The organism is Aquirufa sp. ROCK-SH2 (genome assembly GCF_054558315.1).
Map to the genome: position 1 here is coordinate 236,721 of NZ_JBPXKB010000002.1, position 21,564 is coordinate 258,284.

The window sequence follows — 21,564 nt, forward strand, 5'->3', positions numbered from 1 at the left end:
AATTTTCGCTTAAAATTTTTGAAATGAAAACCCTAAAACAAATTTTTTCTGCCAGCATACTGATGTTGTTGGCCCATTCCATTTTTGCACAAGATAAATTTACAGCTGGTTTTGTGACTCCCCCGAATGCGGCAAAACCTAGAGTTTGGTGGCATTGGATGAATGGAAATATCTCTAAGGAAGGAATTCAAAAGGATTTGGAATGGATGTCGAAAACAGGAATTGGTGGTTTTCAGAATTTTGATGCATCGTTGATGACTCCCGTAATGGTGAAAGAGAAACTTTCTTTTATGACGACGCCGTGGAAAGATGCTTTCAAATTTACTACTCAATTAGCCAAGCAAAAAGGCTTAGAAATGGCTATTGCAGGTTCTCCTGGTTGGTCAGTAACAGGTGGGCCTTGGGTGAAACCAGGCGATGCCATGAAAAAATATGTTTGGACAGAAACCATAGTGGATGGAGGTAAATTGATTTCAACGAACATACAGCACCCCTCTTCTGCTACTGGCCCTATGCAAAATGTGAAAATCGAAGCGGGAGGTTTTGGTGCATTTGAACAAAATAAAGCTAAAGATCCGGAGTTTTACCAAGATATCGCCGTGATGGCCTATCCAATTAGTAGCAATGAATTGTCGATGCAGGAGTTAAAGCCTCAATTGACAACGTCTGGAGGCAATTTTTCTTTGGATAAATTATCAGATGGCGATTTAGAAAACTTCGATTATTTGGAGCCTAAAAAGCCAGGGGATGAAACCTATATTCAATATGAATTTGCTCAACCAACCAAAATATATGGCTTAACTTTTGCCAATGAAGGATATGGTGAATTGGCTGTTTTTAGAGGAGCCGGAAATAATCGATTTGTGCAATACAGTGAAGATGGTGTCAATTTCAAAGAATTAATCAAAGTGCCGGGATTGATCACTTCGCAAAATACCTTGACTTTCGCGCCTTTGATGATGAAAAAAATCCGATTGGTTTACATCACTCAACCGCCTGCTCCAGCTGGAATAGAGGCGATGTTTGGTGCCAAGCCAGATCCCAATCCCAAAGGGACAAAAGTTTCAGAATTTGTCGTTCATACTGCTCCTAAAGTTAATTTGTTTGAAGCAAAGGCGGGTTTTGTGCCTTGGAAAGAAAATCTAAGCGAAACAATTCCAACAGAATTAGGCGCGCCTTCTCAACAAGTGATAGACATCACTTCGATGATGCAAGCCGATGGGCATTTGCAATGGAATGCGCCAGCTGGTAAATGGGCCATCTTACGCTTTGGTTATTCATTGACGGGCAAGAAAAATCACCCTGCATCTCCAGAGGCAACAGGTTTAGAAGTGGATAAATTGGATCGAGATGCGGTGACTCGTTATTTGGAAAATTATTTAGATCAGTACAAAGATGCTACGGGAGGCTTAATGGGTAGCGAAGGTCTAACACACATGGTTTTGGATAGTTACGAAGCTGGGCACATGAACTGGACGCCAAGCATGATGGACGAGTTTAAGTCACGTCGTGGGTATGATTTAAAACCTTTTATGCCTGTTTTAGCTGGTAGAATTGTCAATTCCGCAGCCGAAAGCGAAAAATTCCTTTGGGATTTCCGTAAAACCATTGGTGAAATGATTGTAGAAAATCATTATGAATTGATTGGTGAATTATTAGCCAAAAGAGGAATGAAGCGTTATACAGAATCACATGAAAATGGCCGAATTTATTTAGCAGATGGAATGGATGTGAAAAGATTTGCGGATGTACCGATGTCTGCCATGTGGCAACCAGGCGCGTTGGCTGCTGGAAAAGACGAAGAAATTAGAAGTAGAGCAGACATTCGTGAGTCGGCCTCTGTAGCTCATATTTATGGCCAAAACATTGTTGCTGGGGAATCTATGACAACAGTTGGTAATTCTTTTAGCCCGCATCCAGGATCCCTAAAACGTACGGCGGATATGGAAATGGCTTCGGGTTTGAATCGATTTGTGATTCATACCTCTGTTCATCAACCTTTGGATAACTTATATCCTGGATTTTCTTTAGGACCTTTTGGTCAATGGTTTACGCGCCAAGAAACGTGGGCTGATCAAGCGAAAATTTGGGCTGAATATTTAGGTAGAAGTTCTTATTTATTGCAATCGGGTAAAAACGTAGCGGATGTATTGTATTTCTATGGTGAAAATACCAACATTACTTCCCAATTTACCAATGCCCTCCCAGCGGTACCTGCTGGTTATGAGTTTGATTTTGTTAATGCCAATGCTTTAAAAAATGCGATTTCTGTTGAAGACAAAATTTTAGTTAGCAAAGGGGGTACTAAATATGCTGTGTTAGCCTTGGATGAGTCGGCTCAAAAAATGACATTAGGGACTTTAAAGCGTGTTCTTGAATTGGCCAAAGAAGGAGCCATCATTACAGGTTTTGTGCCTTTAGGAAGTCCAACTTTGGGTGATAACACTAAGGAATTTGCTTCTACGATTGAAGCATTAAAAGCACTACCTAATGTACATTTTGGTAAAGATTTGAAATCGGTTTTAGCGGCAACAAATGTGCCAGAGGATATCCAAATTTCGAATCAAAAAGCAGAAATATTATTTCAACATAGGAAGGTTGACGGGAAAGATATCTATTGGTTAAACAGTCGTTCAGCGGATGATAATTCGGCAAAAATTTCTTTCCGAGTTAGAGGAAAAGTTCCAAGTTTTTATGATCCTCAAACAGGAAAAATTTCGAAAATCTCGTATGAAATTAAGGGAGGCAGAACTGAAATAGACTTGAAATTTTCTCCTTGGGATGCTCAATTCATTGTGTTTGACGGTATTTCTACGACCAATAAGTTGATGGTTCCTGATGCTAAATTAGCCGATTCAAAACGCTTGGAAGGTCCATGGACGGTGAAATTTCAAAAAGACAGAAGTGCTCCGGATGAAATTAAAATGGATCAATTGATTTCTTTGAATAAAAGCGATTTGGAAGGGGTTAAATATTTTTCTGGTGCAGCTACTTATGTGAATCGAATTGATTTAATGAGTATAGCTAGAGGAGAAAAAATTGAATTGGATTTGGGTGATGTGAAAAATTTAGCCGAAATCTCCATCAATGGGAACCTTGTGGCAACTTTATGGAAAAAACCTTTTAAAGTAGATATTACAGACGCTTTGAAAATGGGGAAAAATACGCTGGAAATTAAAGTGGTCAATTCCTGGGTAAATCGTTTGGTGGGAGATGCTCAACCGAATGCCAAGAAAATCACTTTTACAACCATGCCATTTTTTCAAGCGGGTTCACCGACAGAAGAATCAGGTTTATTAGGGCCTGTTCTTGTGAATCGTTTAAAATAAAATCTTATATTTCGGACAATTATTTAAAACCTATTTAAAATGTCTGAATCGAATTCAAAATTTACCTTGACCGAAGACTGGACTGTCGTAGTCTTCGGTTTTTTACTTATCGCACTTGCGCTTTTTGGCATCAAAGTCCCGAGTCCCGCTTTTGGGTGGAAAGACAGCACTGAACTTTTTGAAAAAGTATTGATTGTCGAAAACTTCACTAAAATAGCCACAGTATTCTGTTACGTATATGGTGTAGCGATTTTAGCCACCAAAGCATTGGGTAAAAGTGTGCTTGCGACGATCAAGGGATTTCCTATTGTTTATGTCTTAACCTGTTTAGCATTGATTTTAGCCGGAAATGCTTTCCTGAAAAATTGGAACTTGGAAGCGGTGATTTTCAGTCTTTCTATCGGTTTGATTTTAAGTAATTTCTTTTCACTTCCAAAATGGTTGACTGACTCGCTTTCAACGGAATTATTCGTTAAAATTGGATTAGTCATTTTAGGCTCTAGCGTCATATTTGGGGATATTTTAAAAGCAGGGTCTTTGGGCTTGGTGCAGGCATTAATTGTGGTAGTATCTGTTTGGTATTTTGCCTTTTGGGTAGCTAAAAAAATGGGGATTGACGAAGAAATGGCGATTATGATATCCAGTGCTGTTTCTATTTGCGGTGTTTCAGCAGCGATTGCCACATCAGGCGCTATCAAGGGAGATTCAAAAAAACTATCTTATGTGATTTCCATCGTGTTAATTACAGCCATTCCAATGATTATCTTTTTGCCATTTATTGCTCAGGCATTGGGACTTTCTCAAGAAGTTACAGGCGCTTGGTTAGGTGGAACCATAGATACCACGGGGGCCGTAATTGCTTCAGGAAGTTTGGTTGGAGAGAAAGCCTTAGAAATTTCAACGATCGTGAAGTTTTCACAAAATGTCTTATTGGGTTTAGCGGCTTTCGCCATTTCGATTTATTGGACGTATACCAAAAATCAATCAGCGGAAGTAAAAGAAGCAAAACCGACAGTTGGAGTCATTTGGGAGCGTTTCCCAAAATTTGTGATTGGCTTTATTGCGGCCTCCCTTGTATTTTCTTTTTTGGTAAGTCCTGAAAAAATTGAATCTGTCAAAGGAAGTTTGAAGGCGCTTCAAGGACTTTGGTTTGCATTAGCATTCACGAGCATTGGATTGGAAACCAAATTTGCTGATTTATTCAATAAAGAGGGCAAAAAGCCATTGTATGCTTTTTTAATTGCGCAATTGTTCAATGTATTTGTTACACTTTTGATTGCGTATATTTTGTTTTAAATCGCGCACCACTCGCGCTCGGCTGCGCCGAGTGCGGACTATGAATAGAACTTGTAGTTCTTTATTAAACCTTTTACTCGCGCTCAGTTGTACTGAGTGCGGACTATGACTAGAACTTGTAGTTCTTTATTAAACCTTTTACTCGCGCTCAGTTGTACTGAGTGCGGACTATTATCAGAACTTGTAGTTCTTCATTTAAGCCTCCAATGAAACATTTTTTACTTTTATTCGTATTGTTTATTTCTTTTACAGCCCTCGCCCAAAAAGACTCCCTTTTTGTTAGCGAAGAAATTGATTTAGGGCCCATAAAAGGAACATTAACTAGCCCTTTGAAGTCGAATAAAAAATTAAACTTGGTTATTTTGATAGCAGGCTCTGGCCCAACGGATCGAGATGGGAATAATCCCATGATGAAAAATAATTCTTTAAAAATGTTGGCGGAGGCATTGGCATCCAATGGAATTGCCGTTTTACGCTACGATAAGCGATTGATTGCTCAAAGTCAGGTGCCTGATTTGAAAGAAGCTGATTTACGTTTTGATACATATATCAACGATGCTTCAGATTGGGTGAAAAAAATGAAGGCAGAAAAGAAATTTGCCAAAATAATCATTGCGGGTCACAGCGAAGGGTCATTGATTGGTATGATTGCTGCCCAAAATACGGATGCTTTTGTTTCTATTGCAGGTGCGGGGGATCCCGCAGATCAAATTCTGAAAAAACAATTGAGTACTCAACCTAAAATGGTACAAGATTTATGTTTTCCAATCATTGATAGTTTAAAAGCAGGGAAATTGGTTTCCAATGTTTCACCAATGCTAAATTCGCTTTTCCGAGCGAGTGTTCAACCTTACTTGGTTTCTTGGTTTAAGTACAATCCAGCAACAGAAATAACGAAATTAACCATTCCGACTTTGATCATTCAAGGAACGAATGACCTCCAAATTACTGCAGATGATGCCAATGTTTTGTACAAAAATGCAAAATTTGGTCAATTGCTAATGATCGAGAATATGAATCATGTGCTAAAAATTGTTTCAGGAGATCGAGCAGCGAATATGCAGGCTTATAGTAATCCCATTCTACCACTTTCAGAGAAATTGGTAGACGGAATAGTTCAATTCGTGAAAAAACAATGATGAACTAAATGGAATGGAAACAATTTTTTGAGGGCTTATTTTCTCTGGAAACATTCTCAGAATTGCATCCATTGTTTGTACATTTTCCCATTGGACTCCTATTGCTCCTTGGATTTTTTTCACTTTTACCAAAATCCAAGAGGGAAAGATTAGAGCCTTCCTTCGATTATCTACTAAAAGCAGGGGTGTTTTTTTCTTTGCTTTCTTGTGTTTCAGGATATTTATTGGCCAATTTGGAAGAAATGAAATCTTCCTTGGTTCAACAACATCAGTGGTTTGGAATCTCTACAACTTTGATTTATTTGGCGATTATTTTCATCAAAAAATACCGTAATTTTTCATTGCCCATTGCCACTATTTTTCTGCTTATTACTTTCTATCTTGGTACAATCCTTACCCACGGAAGTTTCAAATTATGGAAAGAAAATGTCATTCATTCTGTTCAAACACTTTTGGAAAAACCCAAGCCAAAATCCTTGGAAACCATTTCTGCAGAACCTGAAAAATCAATTCCATTTGAAAAAGAAGATATAATGGAGGAAGAAATTCTACCATTACCCATGAAGGAGGCTAATGTGGAGGCTATAAACGCTCTTAAAACGCAAGGAATTGTGGTGACAAAAATGGAGGAAAATAGTCAGGGACTAGCTTTGAATTTTGTCAACGTGTCCTCATTAGATCCTTCTATTTTGGCTCAAATGATGAGCCTCAAAGATCAAATTGTCTCTTTGCGCTTGAATAATATTCCGCTCACAAAACAAGATTTACAAAAAATTGCCTTGTTCAAAAATCTTCAAAATCTGCAATTGGCCAATACGCATTTAAGCGATGAATCCTTGTTGCAAATTACGCAGTTGCCTTTTTTGGAAGAATTGAATGTATATAATAATCCTTTGACTGATAAAGGAGTTTTAGCTTTGCAAAAATGTAAAGTGCTTAAAAAATTGTTTGTTTGGAAGACCAAAGTAAGTCAATCGGCTTTGGCAGAATTGCAAAAGAATTTGCCTGCCCTTCGCATAGAGGCCGGTTTTCAAGTATTGTCTAAACCTGATTCCATTAAGAAATGATAAAATACCTTTTATTGCTTTTTCCGGGATTACTTTTTGCTCATAAAAGCAAAGAAACGATGCTTAAAATTCCAGAGGAGATTATCTTTGAAATGGGACAATTGCCCAAAGAATTAGATTATAATATTCATGTAAAACCCATTTTGTCTGATAAATGCTTCGCTTGCCATGGTCCAGACAAAGCGAAACAAAAAGCGGGTTTGAGGCTCGATTTGCAAGATGCTGCCTATGCTGAACTACCCGAAAGTCCAGGGAAATTTGCCATTAAACCGGGTAAATTAAAACAAAGTGAATTATATCATCGGATTATTTCCAATGACCCTAAGTATAGGATGCCAACCCCTAAATCGCACCTAAGTTTAAGCACGAAAGAAAAGGCCATTTTGATTAAATGGATTCAAAATGGAGCGATTTACCAAGCACATTGGGCTTTTGTGAAACCACAGAAAAAAAATATTCAAGACAAATCGCTGGTTCAACCTTCTCAGATCATTGATTATTTTGTTCAAAAAAAACAACAAGAATTAGGCTTAAAGTCGAATCCCAAAGCCAGCAAAGAATTATTACTTCGGAGGTTGTACTTAGATGTTACAGGTTTGCCGCCAAGTTTAGCAGAATCAGATGATTTTTTACAAGATAAAAGTCCCAATGCCTTTGAGAAAAAAGTAGATAAACTACTTCATTCGCCCCATTTTGGCGAAAAAATGGCTACTGATTGGTTGGATATCGCACGATTTGCTGATTCGCATGGCTATACGGTAGATAGAATTCGGGATATGTCGCCTTATCGCGATTGGGTGATAAATGCTTTTAATCAAAATATGCCTTATGATAAATTTATCCATTATCAATTGGCCGGCGACCTGATGCCTAATCCAAGCAAGGAAATGTTGATTGCAACAGCCTTTAACCGCAATCATCAGCAAAATACAGAAGGGGGAATTGTTGAAGAAGAGTTCCAAACGGAATATGTGATGGATCGAACAAATACGTTTGGAGATGCTTTTATGGCACTTTCTGTGGGTTGCGCCCGTTGCCATGATCATAAATATGATCCAATTTCCCAGAAAAATTATTATGAGTTGTTTAGCTTTTTCAATAATGTAAGAGAGGCAGGTCAAATTTCCTACAATGACGATATGCCCACACCTACGATGTTACTGCCAAGCAAAGAAAAAGAGGCAATTCTGGCATTCATTCAGCAGAAAATTCACCATAAAGAAACGGAATTGTCTTCAATAAAAAGTCAAAATATACCTGCTTTTGAAACATGGTTAAACCAAGGGAATCATCAAAAATTGGGAGAAAATCGTGTTCCTATGGCTGGGTTGAAAGGATATTATAGGTTTGAAAAAGGTCTCCTCAATGAAATAGATTCTACCCAAAAAGCGGAAATGAAACATGAATCTGGACAAAAAGGGGATTTGCCAAATTTTCAAAATGATACTAAAGGTAATCATTTGAGTTTGGATGGTGACGTTTATTTAGATTTAAATACGGTAGGAGTTTTCCGAAAATCCAATCCTTTTACCGTAGCAATTGCTGCATATATTCCCAAAGAGTTGAATGAGGGAGTGATTTTGCACAAATCCAATGCGGAACGCTTGTACAATTTCAAAGGATTTCATTTGTACTTGCGAAATGGCAAATTTGAAATTACCATGGCGCATACCGCGCCTTCGAATGCCATAACGAAGTTGTCTGTTCAAGAAGCCCCACGAAACAAATGGGTTCATTTGGCTTTAAGCTATGATGGTTCATCTTCTGCCAAAGGCTTTAAATTATTTCTCGATGGGGAAGAATTAGAGATGGAAACGGAAATCGATCAATTGTATAAAGACATTATTTTTCATTCTAAATCCGAACCCGCTATTCAAGTCGGTGCATGGTGGCGTGGACTCGGTTTTAAAGGGGGAAAAGTGGATGATTTAATGGTGTATAACCGGGAATTATTGCCTTTGGAAGTAAAAATCATTGCCCAAAAAGCCGATTGGAATACGATTGTTTCAAAATCAATCAAGGATCTTTCTAGCCAGGAAAAAAATGTTTTGCATGATTATTTTACCCAAGTTTGTGACGAAAACTATCAAAAGGCATATAAAGAATTAACAGATTTGCGCACCGCCTTATCCGATTCTACGGAGCATATTTCTGAATTGATGATCATGCAAGAGCGTCCTAAACCTAAGCAAGCTTATTTGCTTGCTCGGGGTCAATACGATGCCCCCACTATTCCAGTTTATCCTTCCACTCCGAATAGTGTGTTGAATTTTCCAGCTCATTTACCTAAAAATAGATGGGGCTTGGCGCAATGGTTGACCAACGAAAACCATCCACTAACTGCCCGTGTCGCGGTGAATCGTTTGTGGCAAAATTTCTTTGGAACAGGTTTGGTCAAAACCTCGGAAGATTTTGGGAATCAAGGTGAAATGCCTAGTCACCCAGAATTGCTGGATTGGTTGGCGGTTGATTTGATGCAAAATAAATGGGATGTAAAATACCTCATTAAGCAAATATTGCTCTCTGAAACGTATCAGCAAGATTCTAAAACAAGCAAAGAAAACAGAGAGATAGATCCTGAAAATCGCTATTTGTCTAGAGGCCCCTCAACCCGATTAACCGCTGAAATGATGCGTGATAATGCATTGGCTGCCAGCGGTTTACTGAATGTTGAAATTGGAGGAAAGAGTGTGAAGCCCTATCAACCGTCTGGATTATGGGAAATCAATAGCTCCACTTATACCCAAGACACCACGGACGCCATTTATCGGAGAAGTTTGTATGTCATTGTTAAAAGAACCGTTCCTAATCCCACCTTGAGCACCTTTGATGCTTCAGCTCGAACATCTTGTCTGCCAAGACGACAAAAAACAAATACTCCCTTGCAAGCTTTGGTGGCATTAAATGACCCTACTTATGTGGAGGCGTCAAAGTTGATTGCCTCTGAAATGTGTCAAGAAAAAGATGTTAAAACTGCTATAAAAAATGCCTATCGGAAATTGACAGGGGTATCGCCTAATGAATCGCAAATGGGTTTATTGATGCAATTACAAACTAGTCAAGCAGCTAAATTCAAGCAATTTCCGGAAAAAACCTTGGGTTGGATTCAGGCAGGAAGACGAAAGGTTTCTGCAGGATTAGATAAAGCACAGTTAGCCGCCAACGCCGTTGTTGCAAGTACTATTTTAAATTCGGATGCAACCCTAATGAAGCGATAATCATGGATAAAAATAATGACTTGTTCGAATTACATCGTAAGCTAGATCGCCGAGATTTTCTTCAAAAAACGGCGATGGGTTTTGGTGCATTGGCATTGAATTCGGTTTTTGCTGGACAAGCCAAAGGCGAAAGCATGGAAGATCAAATCATGCGTGCTTTACCCAGTATTGCTCCCAAAGCCAAGCGTGTTGTGTATTTATTCATGGCAGGTGGACCTTCTCAATTTGAGACCTTTGACTATAAGCCAAATTTGAAGTCGTTTTATGGCAAAGATTTACCAGATTCGATTCGAAAAGGGCAAAGATTGACGGGCATGAGCGCCAATCAAGCCATTTTGCCGGTGGTTCCGCCCAATTTCAACTTTCAACGACATGGTAAATCAGGCACATGGGTGAGTGAATTGTTGCCATATACGGCCCAAGTAGTAGATGATTTGTGCATCATTAATTCCATGTTTACGGAACAAATTAACCATGATCCGGCTATTACTTTTTTCCAAACGGGACATCAATTGGCGGGCAGACCTTCGATTGGTTCTTGGTTGAGTTATGGTTTAGGTTCTGAAAATCAGAATTTACCAGCTTTTATTGTGTTGGTTTCTAAAGATGCCAGCAAAGATCAACCCTTGTATGCTCGACTTTGGGGAAATGGATTTTTGCCTTCAGAGCATCAGGGTGTACAATTTAGGTCGGGAAAAGACCCTGTTTTGTTTTTGAACAATCCAGAGGGCTATGATGGAGCAGATCGAAAAGAAATGTTGGATTATTTATCCAAATTAAATGCTTTGCAAAATGATACCTGGGGTGACCCTGAAATTGATGCCCGAATCGCTCAATATGAAATGGCCTTTAAAATGCAGACGTCTGTCCCAGAAGTGATGGATTTAAAGGATGAAAGTGAAGAAACCTTTGAACTATATGGGCAAGGAAGTAAGGACAAAGGAACATTTGCTGCCAATTGTTTATTGGCAAGAAAGTTATTAGAAAAAGATGTTCGCTTTGTTCAATTGTATCATCAAGGGTGGGATCATCATGGCGATTTGCCCAAAAATATGGTTAAGCAATGCAAGCAAACAGATCAAGCGACAGCCGCTTTATTAATTGATTTGAAACGCCGGGGCCTATTAGAAGATACGTTGGTTGTATGGGGTGGCGAATTTGGTCGGACGGTATATTCGCAAGGGAAATTATCTGCAACTTCTTATGGGCGCGACCATCATCCTCGTTGCTTTTCTATGTGGATGGCCGGGGCAGGAGTAAAGCCAGGTATCACTTATGGGCAAACCGATGATTTCTCTTATAATATTCTTAAAGACCCTGTTCATGTGCACGATTTTCAAGCTACCTTATTGCACCTAATGGGCATAGACCACGAACAATTAACCTTCAAATTCCAAGGGCGAAGATTCCGTTTAACGGATGTGCACGGAAAGGTGGTAAAGGGGGTCCTTTCTTAAACTCCGTGCCCTTCGTGTTAAAATTTTGTTTACCACAAAGATCACAAAGAGAGTTTAAAAATATCACTTTTTCATTTTTCCAAAAAATAAATTTACTAATTTTATATACTAATAAATGGCTTTATTTTTAATTTAAGGCACATTTTTTTCGTTTTTTCGAATTGCCCTAAAATTTTCTTCCAACATATTTTTGCATTTTAGTTATTTACCTTTTATGTTTGCATTATAATCTACTAAAATTATAGACTTAGTAGTGTAATTATAAATCAAAGATTAATATGAAAAAGGTAAGCAGTTTTATTTTCGGACTTGGAATTTTGTTTTTGTCGTTTGGGCTATCAGCACAGCAAGCAAAAACCGTGATCAATTCAACTTTAAGCGGTCAGGTATTTGATGCCAAAACCAAAGAGCCAATTCCCGGCGCTTCACTTTTCATCAAAGGCACTACCCACGGGGTAACGACGGATGCTGAAGGGCATTTCTATTTTCAAACAGGTCAAAAATTTCCTTATACCTTAATCGTAAGTTTTATAGGTTACCAAAAAACAGAATACATCGCCCAAGGAACGCCTGTCCAAATTTATTTGAATGAAGATATTCAGGAATTGAATGAAATTGTGGTTACTTCTAGACGCAGAAAAGAAGCGGTGCAAGATGTACCCATTCCAATAACTGTGGTAGGAGGGGTGAAAGTGGCGGAAACGGGTGCATTTAACGTTAACCGTTTAAAGGAATTGATTCCTTCTGTCCAACTTTACTCTTCTAATCCACGAAACACAGCTTTAAGTATCAGAGGTTTAGGGACAACTTTTGGACTAACGAATGATGGAATAGACCCAGGTGTTGGGTTTTATGTAGATGGTGTTTATTATGCTCGTCCAGCAGCCACCACCATGGATTTCATTGACGTAGAGCAAGTGGAAGTTTTGCGTGGACCACAAGGAACACTATTTGGTAAAAACACGACTGCCGGAAATTTCAATGTAACAACCAAAAAAGCCAGTTTTACTCCAGGAGCTCAATTTGAATTAGGTTATGGTAATTATGGTTTTATTCAAGCAAAAGCGTCCATCACAGGACCATTGAGTAAAAAATTCGCAGGAAGAATTTCTTTTTCGGGGACACAAAGAGACGGACTTTTATATAACGTAGTTTCACAACAAAAGGTGAATGACATGAATAATATTGGTTTGCGTGGGCAATTATTGTTCGTTCCATCGGAGCATGTAAAATTGACTTTGATTGCGGATGTAACCCAACAAAGACCCAATGGATATGCGCAAGTTTTGGCAGGAGTAGTTCCTACGCTTCGTGCAAATTACCGCCAATTTGAGCAAATTATCAAAGATTTAAATTATACTCCAGCCAGTAGAAATCCCTTTGATCGCTTGATTGATACCGATACTCCTTGGAGATCCAATCAAGATTTAGGAGGAATTTCATTAAATGCAGATATTCAAGTAGGTCCCGGAACTTTAACTGCTACTTCTGCTTGGAGATATTGGAATTGGGATCCGTCTAATGACCGCGATTTTACCGGATTACAAGCCTTGAAATTGTCGCAGGCAACTTCCAAGCATCAGCAATGGTCGCAAGAATTGCGTTGGGCAGGAACATTTTCCTCCAAATTAAGTGCAGTTTTTGGTGTATTTGCTTTTGGTCAAAACTTAAAATCCGATCCCGTTCAATTGGAAGAATCAGGGAAAGATACTTGGCGATTCTCGCAAAGCACTACCAGTGCTTTATGGAAAACTCCAGGATTATTGGACGGTTACGGTATCAAAACGGACCAAAATTTGAATACGCTAAGTGCGGCTGTGTTTGGACAATTGGACATCGCTTTGACCAATAAATTGAGTTTAATGCCAGGATTACGTTATAATTATGATAAAAAATCTATCACTTTCAAAAGAGAAACTTATGGCGGATTAGTTACCACAGACCCCGCTTTGATTGCCTTGAAAAATCTAGTGTATAGCAATCAAGCCTTTGACGCCAATGTAGACGATACCAATTTTTCAGGACAAATCTCTTTGGCCTACAAAGCGAATAAATCATTCAATTCCTTTGTGACCTATTCAACAGGTTATAAACCCGTAGGTATTAATTTAGGTGGATTACCCTCTTCAGGAGGAAAGCCTATGACGGAATTAGCGACCATTAAACCAGAGGCCGTGAAGCACGTAGAGTTGGGTGTAAAAACCAAACCAAGTGTAAACACCACTTTGAATTTGACTTTATACAATACAGACATCAAAGATTATCAGACCTTGGTACAAACCCCTGATTTAGCGGTAAACAGAGGTTATTTGGCGAATGCGGAGCAAGTGCAAGTCAGAGGATTGGAAGTAGATGGAACCTTGAGTTTAACCAAGCACTTTTCGTTTTATGGAAACGTATCTTATACTGAAGGAGTTTACGTGAAATTCACCAACGCACCAACACCTTTGGAAGAAACAGGCGGTGCGAGTTTCAAAGACATTTCTGGTGGCGCACTTCCAGGTATTTCAAAATGGGTAGGGTCCTTTGGCGGGGAATTTACGAGTGTGTCAAAATTATTGGGCCAAACTGGCGAATTTTATGTCGCTGTAGATGCATATACGAGATCCGGATTTTCATCTAGTCCATCGCCATCCAAATATTTGAACGTAGATGGGTATTCGCTATTAAACGCTCGTGTAGGATTTAGAGCAAGCAAAGGATTCAGTGTTGCTTTTTGGTCAAGAAATCTCTTGAACCAAGATTATTTCGAGCAATTACTACCTGGTGCAGGCAACGCTGGCCAATACGCCGCTGTCTTGGGAGATCCAAGAACTTTTGGAATTACATTGAGGAATGCGTTTTAATGAAGAGAGAAGAGAGGAAAGAGGAGAGAGGAAACGGGAAAAGAGGAGAGAGAAAATGGGAGGAGAGAAAACGGGAAAAGAGGAAAACTTTGTGTCCTCCGTGTTAAAAACAAATCAGCATTTTTAACACAGAGGGCACGGAGAAGATTAGCATTTAAACCTCAATGGAAATATGCACTTTCCCTCCAAAGCCTTTTTCAACTATATCATAGAGCGTTTTTAATGTTAAATTACTTCCATTATTTTCAATTCGAGAAATATATTCCCGTTTCTTATCCACAAGTTCTCCCAACTCAGATTGAGTTAATTTTTTTTCCTCACGGGCTTTTTTTAGTAACAAGCCAATTTTGAAGCCTTCTACCTCTCTTTCTAATTCATCACGTCTTTCCGTTCCTTGCGCTCCATAAACTTGATTCTTTATTTCTGTCCAGCTTTTAGTTTTCATTTTCCTTGGTTTTTTCGGTGAAATACATTTCCATTAATTGTAATGCTTTTTCTTTTTCTTTTTTTGGTGTTTTTTGTGTTTTCTTTTGAAATCCGTTATGCAGAATAACCAGTTTTTCTTCGTCCAAAAAGCAAAAAACCCTCCAAATGTTTGAGGCTATCTGAATTCTTGCTTCATAAAGTCCTTTCGTGCCTTCTATATGCTTTAAATAATTGCTTGGTACTCTTTCTAAGGTTTCTATGGCTTCGATTATCTTAAAGATTTTATCTTGTACCTTACCTGATTGGGATAATAAAAAATCCTCAAAATAATTTTTATAAGCTACGACTTCTCGTATTTTCATTTTTCAAAGGTAATTTTTAAGTTACATTTGGCCAAATATTTATTCTTACTTTTACCGTTTTAGATGTCTATTTTGGTCAATTTTTCAAATGTAATAAAATACCCTAACCGCTTGAAATCAGTGAATTATTTTATCAACTTGTTGATTTTTTGGAAGAGAGAAGAGAGAAAACGGGAAAAGAGAAAAACTTGGTGTCCTCTGTGTTAAAAACAAATGAGAATTTTCAACACAGAGGGCACAGAGATTTTTCAACCCATCCATTTGGCGAATTAGATTGTCACATCAAAAATAAAGCCACTGTCTTTTGTTGACTGTTCAATCTCAAAATAAGCCTTGGGAATGTCTTGGTTAATTTCGTGTGTCATTTTTTGGTTAGTGAAAAGGGTTTATTTATTTGTAATCTGAGTAGTTAGTGTTAAACGATTTTTAAGTTATTAACTTAATGAAAATGTAATAATATATGATTGAAATGAAGATCGAACTAAAGTTTCCAATTAAAAAGTAATCATTTTTAATTTTATCATTTTTGTCAAATCGAGTTCCTATTTTAATGGCGCCAAAAACAATTAATATTTGGGTCAAATTTATGGTTAAGGCAAAATATAAGAGGAATCTTTCTAATAATCCTTTGAATAAAGAAATGTCAAGTCCTAAAAACTTGTCGGCTGGTTCATCTTCGGAAATGGTTTTATCGACTTTAAAATATTTCCTCAAATAGGTAAAAAATGTTCGATTAACAATTATTTCTCCAATCAGGAAAATAAGAACGAAGCATAGGTATTTATCATTCATGGTTAGGATTTAAAATAAATAAAATAATATTTTTTATGTGGTTGTATTCGTGAATATTTAGGCTTTTTTTTCTCCTCCAAGCATTTGATGGATCGATGTTTACATTTTTAGCAACGGTTTTATAATCTTCATGTAATAAAAATTCTTTGACAATTTTTAAATCCTTCTCTTTCCAAGAATCAACAAAATTTTGATAGATGGAAAACGCTTTATTCAAATATGTTTCTTTATTAAGTTCATTTTTTGTTAACCGAATCTTAAATCTAACTTCCTTGTTTTTCAAAGAATTCAATTCTTTTCTTGCATTTGTAAGCCCTTCACCTAACATTTCATAGGCTATTTTATTATTTATTTCTGTTTCTATTTGACCAAAATATAAAACATATCTTAATTTCAAATTGTATTGTTTATGTACTATTTTTTCTTCGATATCAAAAATTGTATTGATTCCATTTTCCATCGAGTTTGATAATCCTTGAAATTCATCCCCTAAGGTTATTGTCAAAGGTGAAATTAAGTTTGCACCTTTTTCTTTATTGATTGTTGTTACAACGTCTTTAAGTTGCTGCATAAGTAATGCAGGATTTCTCCCACCACTATTTATTACATCAGCCATTAAAATTGGAAAGTCCATTATTGCGCTTTTTTTACAAATTTATACTTTTTGCGTAAAAAACGCAATTTTTGCATATTTGTAATATTTGCACAATATGTTTTCAATCTTTTCCCTTTTAGATTTTTATTTTGGTCAATTTTTCAAAAGTAACAAAATCCTCTATCTGCTTAAAAGCAGTTAATGATTTTATCAAGAAGTTGATTTTGTGGAAAAGTGAAGAGAGAAGAGAGGAAAATACGTAACCTCTTACCTCTTACCTCTTACCTCTTACCTCTTACCTCCTACATCAATCCTTCAATTTTTTTATTAAATTGCCTCTCTAAACCTATCAACAATGATTACCGAAAAAGAGAAGCAAGCCTATCATCAAGACGGTTTTTTGATTGCTAGAAATATGTTTTCTGCGGAAGAAATCGACTTGTTGTACCAAATCGCAACGGATGATTCCGTGGTGTCCAATGCTTTTGATCTCAATGACCTTTCTGGCAAAAAGACTAAATTAACCCTCTGGTTTACTGCTGGAGATGATTCTTTTGGTCTAATGTCCCGTTCAGAACGCCTGGTGAAAGGGGTCCAAGCACTTTTAGGTGAGGGTGAAGTTTGTCATTTTCATTCCAAAGTGATGCAAAAAGAACCACGTGTTGGGGGCTCTTGGGAGTGGCATCAGGATTATGGCTATTGGTATAAAAATGGTTTTCTATTTCCAGAAGCTATGATTTCAGTTATGGTTGCGCTCACCGACGCTACGATTGAAAATGGATGTTTACAGGTACTAAAAGGTACCCATAAAATGCAACGTTTTGAGCATCTTTTCGCTGGTGAACAACAAGGTGCAGATATGGATTTTGTCAACGAAGCGGCTAAGGTTTCTGAATTGGTCTATTGTGAATTAAAAGCAGGTGACGTCTTATTTTTTCACAGTAATCTTCTCCATCGTTCCGAGGCTAATTTGTCAGATAACGCACGCTGGTCTGTCATTTCAGCCTATAATTTGGCCTTTAATAAACCTTTTAGAGAAAAAAATCTTTCTTGCATAACTCCCATTCAAATGGTTCCTGATACCGCGATTTTGGAATCAGGTAAGAAAAAAGTGGTATCAGAGGATTTTCTCAAAAAAGATGCAGAAATAACTTTACAAGATTTAAAAAAATAAAAGATGGCAAAAGTATGTATTTTGGGCGGAGGCTTTATCGGTCGTTTTTACGCTGATTCCTTGTGTGGTAGAAGAGGTCGTGATTTCGTTACAGTGGTTTACGCTAGAAAAGAAGAAACCGCTATTCGGTTTGCAAAAGATTATGCTGTACCACACCATACCTCAAATATGGAGGAGGCTATCGCTCATCCTGAAACGGAATTCGTGGTGATTGCTTTGCCAAATTATTTGCACGAAGATGCCATTCATTTATGTGTCAAACACAAAAAAGCAGTGCTTTGTACCAAACCTTTGGGAAGAACCGCTGAAGAGGCTTTGCGCATGACTAAGGCTTGTGAAGAAGCAGGCGTTTTTGCAGGATATTTGGAAGACTTATGTTATACGCCTAAGTTTTTAAAATCGCTGAAAAGTGTTGAATCAGGGGCTATTGGCCGTATTTTATGGGCAAAGTCGAGAGAAACTCACCCGGGTCCACATTCCGACTGGTTTTGGGATATTCAAAAAGCGGGTGGTGGCGCTGTCTTGGATTTAGGTTGCCATTGCATTGAAATTGCCAGAAATTTTATCGGGAAAGATGTGAAACCTGTTGAAGTGATGTGCTGGGCAGATACTCAAGTGAAACCCATAGATGCAGAAGATCATGCCATTGGTTTGGTCAAATATGAAAATGGTGCCATTGGCCAATTTGAGGTTTCTTGGACCTTTCGTGGGGGGATGGATTTAAGAGATGAAGTGATGGGAACTGAGGGAACGATTTGGATCAATTCCTTTTTACGTACGGGTTTTGAAATGTTTACCAGCGGCGCTGGCGAAAATTACGTGGCCGAAAAGGCAGAAAGTGCATCCGGCTGGCAGTTCCCAGTAGGAGATGAAGCACACGAATTAGGCTATACGAATATGTTTACTGACATGTTTGATGCCTTTGAGAATGGACAAAATCCGAGAGAAACATTTTACGATGGTTATGTAGTAAACGCTATCATTGACGCTGCCTATAAATCGGCAAAAACCAAATTATGGGAACCTGTTCAATTGCCCGAATGGCGTGGAAAAACAGGATTAACAAAACCTTCAGTATACACGGAATTCGATGCGGATCACTGGTTCATCAAGGATGAAATTTTACCCAATGGCGATAAAAAAGTGATTTTGAAGCATAAATCAAGTGGGGAGATTATCGAAAGGGAGGAGTTTAGGTAGGAGAAGAGAGAAAACTGGGAAAGAGAAGAGAGAAAAGAGGAAAGAGAAAAGAGGAAAGAGAAAAGAAAAGATTTTTTATTGCTAAATATCGGAAGATTCGTGGCTTCGAGAGCCTCAGCCACCTATTCAACATTTTTCTCTCTTCTCTTTCCTCTTTTCTCTCTTCATCTATCTAACAATCATCAATTTCGCAAAATTCAACAAAAGCGTTTTGTCGCCAACACCTTTTTCAAAGGTGATGAAAGCCTTTCTTTCTGCACCATTGATTTCCAATTTATTGACAATCCCAAAGCCAAATTTTTGATGCTCGACCTTTTGTCCTGCTTCAATTTCCATCGCATCTGAAGCTTTGAAATCGCTACTTGATACGTGTTGGTAATTTGCATTGTTGGTGGGTTTTTGAATCAATTGTGCAGCAGATGGCGCTGGACTTGATTTCTGAGCAAAACCTGTTTTATTCACTGGGCGAAAGGCTTGTACTTCTTTTTTGCCTTGCAATTTGGCCATTTTTAAATAGGCAGGATCAATTTCGTCCAAAAAGCGACTCGGTTCGCAACTTTTTAATCTTCCAAATTGATACCTTGATTCAGCATAGGACATCATCAATTTCTTTTCCGCCCTGGTGATGGCCACATAAAACAAGCGACGTTCTTCTTCCAAATCGCTTTGGCTTTGTAACATCATTTGACTTGGAAATAAATCTTCCTCTAATCCAACCAAAAATACCTGTTTGAATTCTAGTCCTTTGGCCGAGTGAATGGTCATCAAAGTCACTTTATCCTTATCGGCTGGATCCTCTTCTGTGTCTGCATTCGTTAACAAAGAAACCGACTGTAAAAAAGTAGCCAGCGATTTATCTTCATTTTCTTCCGAATCCACAAATTGTTTGATCGCATTCAATAATTCTTGTAAGTTTTGATAGCGAGCCAATCCTTCCACGGTCTTGTCTTCATATAATTCCCGAAGAAGTCCTGAAGCTTTTGCCACGTGATTGGCTACATCATAAGCATCTTTTTTCTCTATTTCCACCATGATTTTGAACGATTTAATCAAATCGGCAAAGTTCTCAATGGCGGCCGTTCCTCGGGCTCCTTGGAATTGTTGAATATTAGAAACGACTTCCCAAATAGATACATTATTTTCAACGGCTGTTACGGCAATTTTAGCAATGGTCGTGTCGCCAATACCTCTTTTGGGCAAATTAATGATGCGCTTGAAAGCTTCTTCGTCGCTTTGGTTGACGACAAATCTCAAATAAGATAGAACATCTTTGATTTCTTTTCTTTGATAAAAAGACAATCCACCTACAATTCGATATTTGATGTTCAGCCTACGGAGGGATTCTTCAAACGATCTAGATTGGGCATTTGTTCTGTATAAAATCGCAAAATCTGACCAGTTTAAACCCTCTTTTTGTTTTGTTTCAAAAATGGTGGAAGCAATGATTCTTCCTTCTTCATTGTCGCTACCGGCGCGGATAATTTCTATTTCATCTCCTTTTTCATTGGAGGTGAACACATTTTTTTTCAATTGTTTTTTATTGCGTGCAATGACCGAATTGGCAACTGCCACAATACTCTGCGTAGAGCGATAGTTTTCTTCTAGTTTGATGGTCGTTAAATCGGCATAATCTCGCTCAAAATTTAAGATATTTTGAATATCTGCTCCACGAAAAGCATAAATACTTTGTGCATCATCTCCCACCACACAAATGTTCCGATTCACAGCTGCCAACTTCTTGGTAATTAAATATTGAGAAACGTTGGTATCTTGAAACTCGTCCACCATCACATGTTTAAATTTGTGTTGGTATTTGTTTAAAACATCTAAATGATCCCGAAAAAGAATATTTGTTTGATATAACAAATCATCAAAATCCATGGCATTTGCCTGAAAACAACGAGTTGTATACATCTTGTAAATTTCCGCCATTCTCGGAATTTTGGCATAACGATCTTCTTCGGTTAGCACGGCGCTATTGGAGTATTGCTCCGGACTAATTAATCGGTTTTTGGCATTGGAAATCCGATTTAACAGCAAATTAACCTTATAAATTTTGTCGTCAAGGTTCTGCTCTTTGATGATTGCGCGCAGTAAAGACTTGGAATCATCCGTATCATAAATGGAGAAATTAGAGGTGTATCCTAATTTTTCACCTTCAAAACGTAAGATTTTCGCAAAAACCGAGTGAAAAGTTCCCATCCAAATATTTCTCGCAGCTGTTCCAATCACAGATTCGATACGATGACGCATTTCCCCCGCAGCTTTGTTGGTAAAAGTGAGTAGTAATATTTGAAATGGATCAATACCATTGGCAATCAAATGGGCAGTTCGGTAGGTCAAAACCCTTGTTTTACCAGAGCCAGCACCCGCTATGATCATTAAGGGGCCATCGATGTGTTCAACTGCTTTTCTCTGAGGCTCATTTAGGCCAGCTAGGTAATCCATTTGTGTATTTTTAAGGGTAATTTAGTCGGGGTGTCAAAAGTACAAAAAGAAGAGGGAAGAGTGAAGAGGGAAAATGAAAAATTTAGTTATTGGTGATTAGTTATCAGTTATTAGATAGAGAAGAGAGAAAACGGGAAAAGAGAAAACCTCTTACCTCTTACCTATTACCTCATACCTCATACCTCATACCTCATACCTCATACCTCATACTTCAT

At 38.0% G+C, this 21,564-nt stretch carries 14 protein-coding genes; 9 read left to right on the forward strand and 5 right to left on the reverse strand.

All coding sequences use genetic code 11. From position 1 onward, the window contains the following. The first annotated feature begins 23 nt into the window (after positions 1-23). From V7S79_RS04945 to V7S79_RS04975, 7 genes are all read left to right on the forward strand, one after another. A complete protein-coding gene (locus tag V7S79_RS04945) occupies positions 24-3,329 on the forward strand; it encodes a glycosyl hydrolase (RefSeq protein ID WP_459489449.1) in 3,306 nt (1,101 codons plus the stop codon). A gap of 39 nt (positions 3,330-3,368) precedes the next feature. Further along, positions 3,369-4,625 (forward strand): YeiH family protein, encoded by a 1,257-nt coding sequence (locus V7S79_RS04950; protein ID WP_459489450.1) that lies wholly within the window; start codon positions 3,369-3,371, stop codon positions 4,623-4,625. A gap of 206 nt (positions 4,626-4,831) precedes the next feature. Further along, positions 4,832-5,764 carry an alpha/beta hydrolase gene (locus tag V7S79_RS04955; RefSeq protein ID WP_459489451.1) on the forward strand — a complete coding sequence of 311 codons (933 nt, stop codon included), beginning with the start codon at positions 4,832-4,834 and terminating at the stop codon, positions 5,762-5,764. A gap of 8 nt (positions 5,765-5,772) precedes the next feature. Continuing rightward, positions 5,773-6,831, forward strand: coding sequence for a hypothetical protein (locus V7S79_RS04960; protein ID WP_459489452.1), 1,059 nt, complete (start codon positions 5,773-5,775; stop codon positions 6,829-6,831). Beyond that, on the forward strand, positions 6,828-10,049 hold the full coding sequence (locus V7S79_RS04965; protein ID WP_459489453.1) for a DUF1553 domain-containing protein: 3,222 nt from the start codon (positions 6,828-6,830) through the stop codon (positions 10,047-10,049). The genes V7S79_RS04960 and V7S79_RS04965 overlap by 4 nt, the downstream gene beginning before the upstream one ends. Before the next feature lie 2 nt (positions 10,050-10,051). Further along, entirely contained in the window at positions 10,052-11,506 is a 1,455-nt protein-coding gene (locus V7S79_RS04970) for a DUF1501 domain-containing protein (RefSeq protein WP_459489454.1), read from the forward strand. A 278-nt stretch (positions 11,507-11,784) separates the two neighbouring features. Next, positions 11,785-14,352, forward strand: a complete 2,568-nt coding sequence (locus V7S79_RS04975; protein WP_459489455.1) for a TonB-dependent receptor — start codon at positions 11,785-11,787, stop codon at positions 14,350-14,352. 154 nt (positions 14,353-14,506) lie between these two features. Here the strand turns inward: V7S79_RS04975 and V7S79_RS04980 are convergent, their stop codons facing one another. The 4 genes from V7S79_RS04980 to V7S79_RS04995 all read right to left on the reverse strand — a co-directional run bounded on the left by V7S79_RS04980 (position 14,507) and on the right by V7S79_RS04995 (position 16,566). Continuing rightward, positions 14,507-14,797, reverse strand: coding sequence for a helix-turn-helix domain-containing protein (locus V7S79_RS04980; protein WP_459489456.1), 291 nt, complete (start codon positions 14,795-14,797; stop codon positions 14,507-14,509). Then, positions 14,787-15,140, reverse strand: a complete 354-nt coding sequence (locus tag V7S79_RS04985) for a type II toxin-antitoxin system RelE/ParE family toxin (protein WP_459489457.1) — start codon at positions 15,138-15,140, stop codon at positions 14,787-14,789. The genes V7S79_RS04980 and V7S79_RS04985 overlap by 11 nt, the downstream gene beginning before the upstream one ends. A 426-nt stretch (positions 15,141-15,566) precedes the next feature. Further along, a complete protein-coding gene (locus V7S79_RS04990; protein ID WP_459489458.1) occupies positions 15,567-15,932 on the reverse strand; it encodes a hypothetical protein in 366 nt (121 codons plus the stop codon). After that, the gene (locus V7S79_RS04995) at positions 15,925-16,566 is read right to left on the reverse strand and encodes a SatD family protein (RefSeq protein WP_459489459.1); all 642 of its coding nucleotides are present in this window, start codon (positions 16,564-16,566) and stop codon (positions 15,925-15,927) included. The genes V7S79_RS04990 and V7S79_RS04995 overlap by 8 nt, the downstream gene beginning before the upstream one ends. A gap of 316 nt (positions 16,567-16,882) precedes the next feature. On the opposite strand from V7S79_RS04995, the gene V7S79_RS05000 reads away from it, so the two are divergent. Both V7S79_RS05000 and V7S79_RS05005 read left to right on the forward strand, forming a co-directional pair. Then, positions 16,883-17,701: a phytanoyl-CoA dioxygenase family protein gene (locus tag V7S79_RS05000; RefSeq protein ID WP_459489460.1), complete on the forward strand. Its 819-nt coding sequence runs from the start codon at positions 16,883-16,885 to the stop codon at positions 17,699-17,701. A 3-nt stretch (positions 17,702-17,704) separates the two neighbouring features. Continuing rightward, entirely contained in the window at positions 17,705-18,901 is a 1,197-nt protein-coding gene (locus tag V7S79_RS05005; RefSeq protein ID WP_459489461.1) for a Gfo/Idh/MocA family protein, read from the forward strand. Positions 18,902-19,069: 168 nt separating this feature from the next. Here V7S79_RS05005 and V7S79_RS05010 read toward each other — a convergent pair whose 3' ends face one another. Next, positions 19,070-21,349 (reverse strand): ATP-dependent helicase, encoded by a 2,280-nt coding sequence (locus V7S79_RS05010; RefSeq protein WP_459489462.1) that lies wholly within the window; start codon positions 21,347-21,349, stop codon positions 19,070-19,072. Positions 21,350-21,564 lie beyond the last annotated feature (215 nt).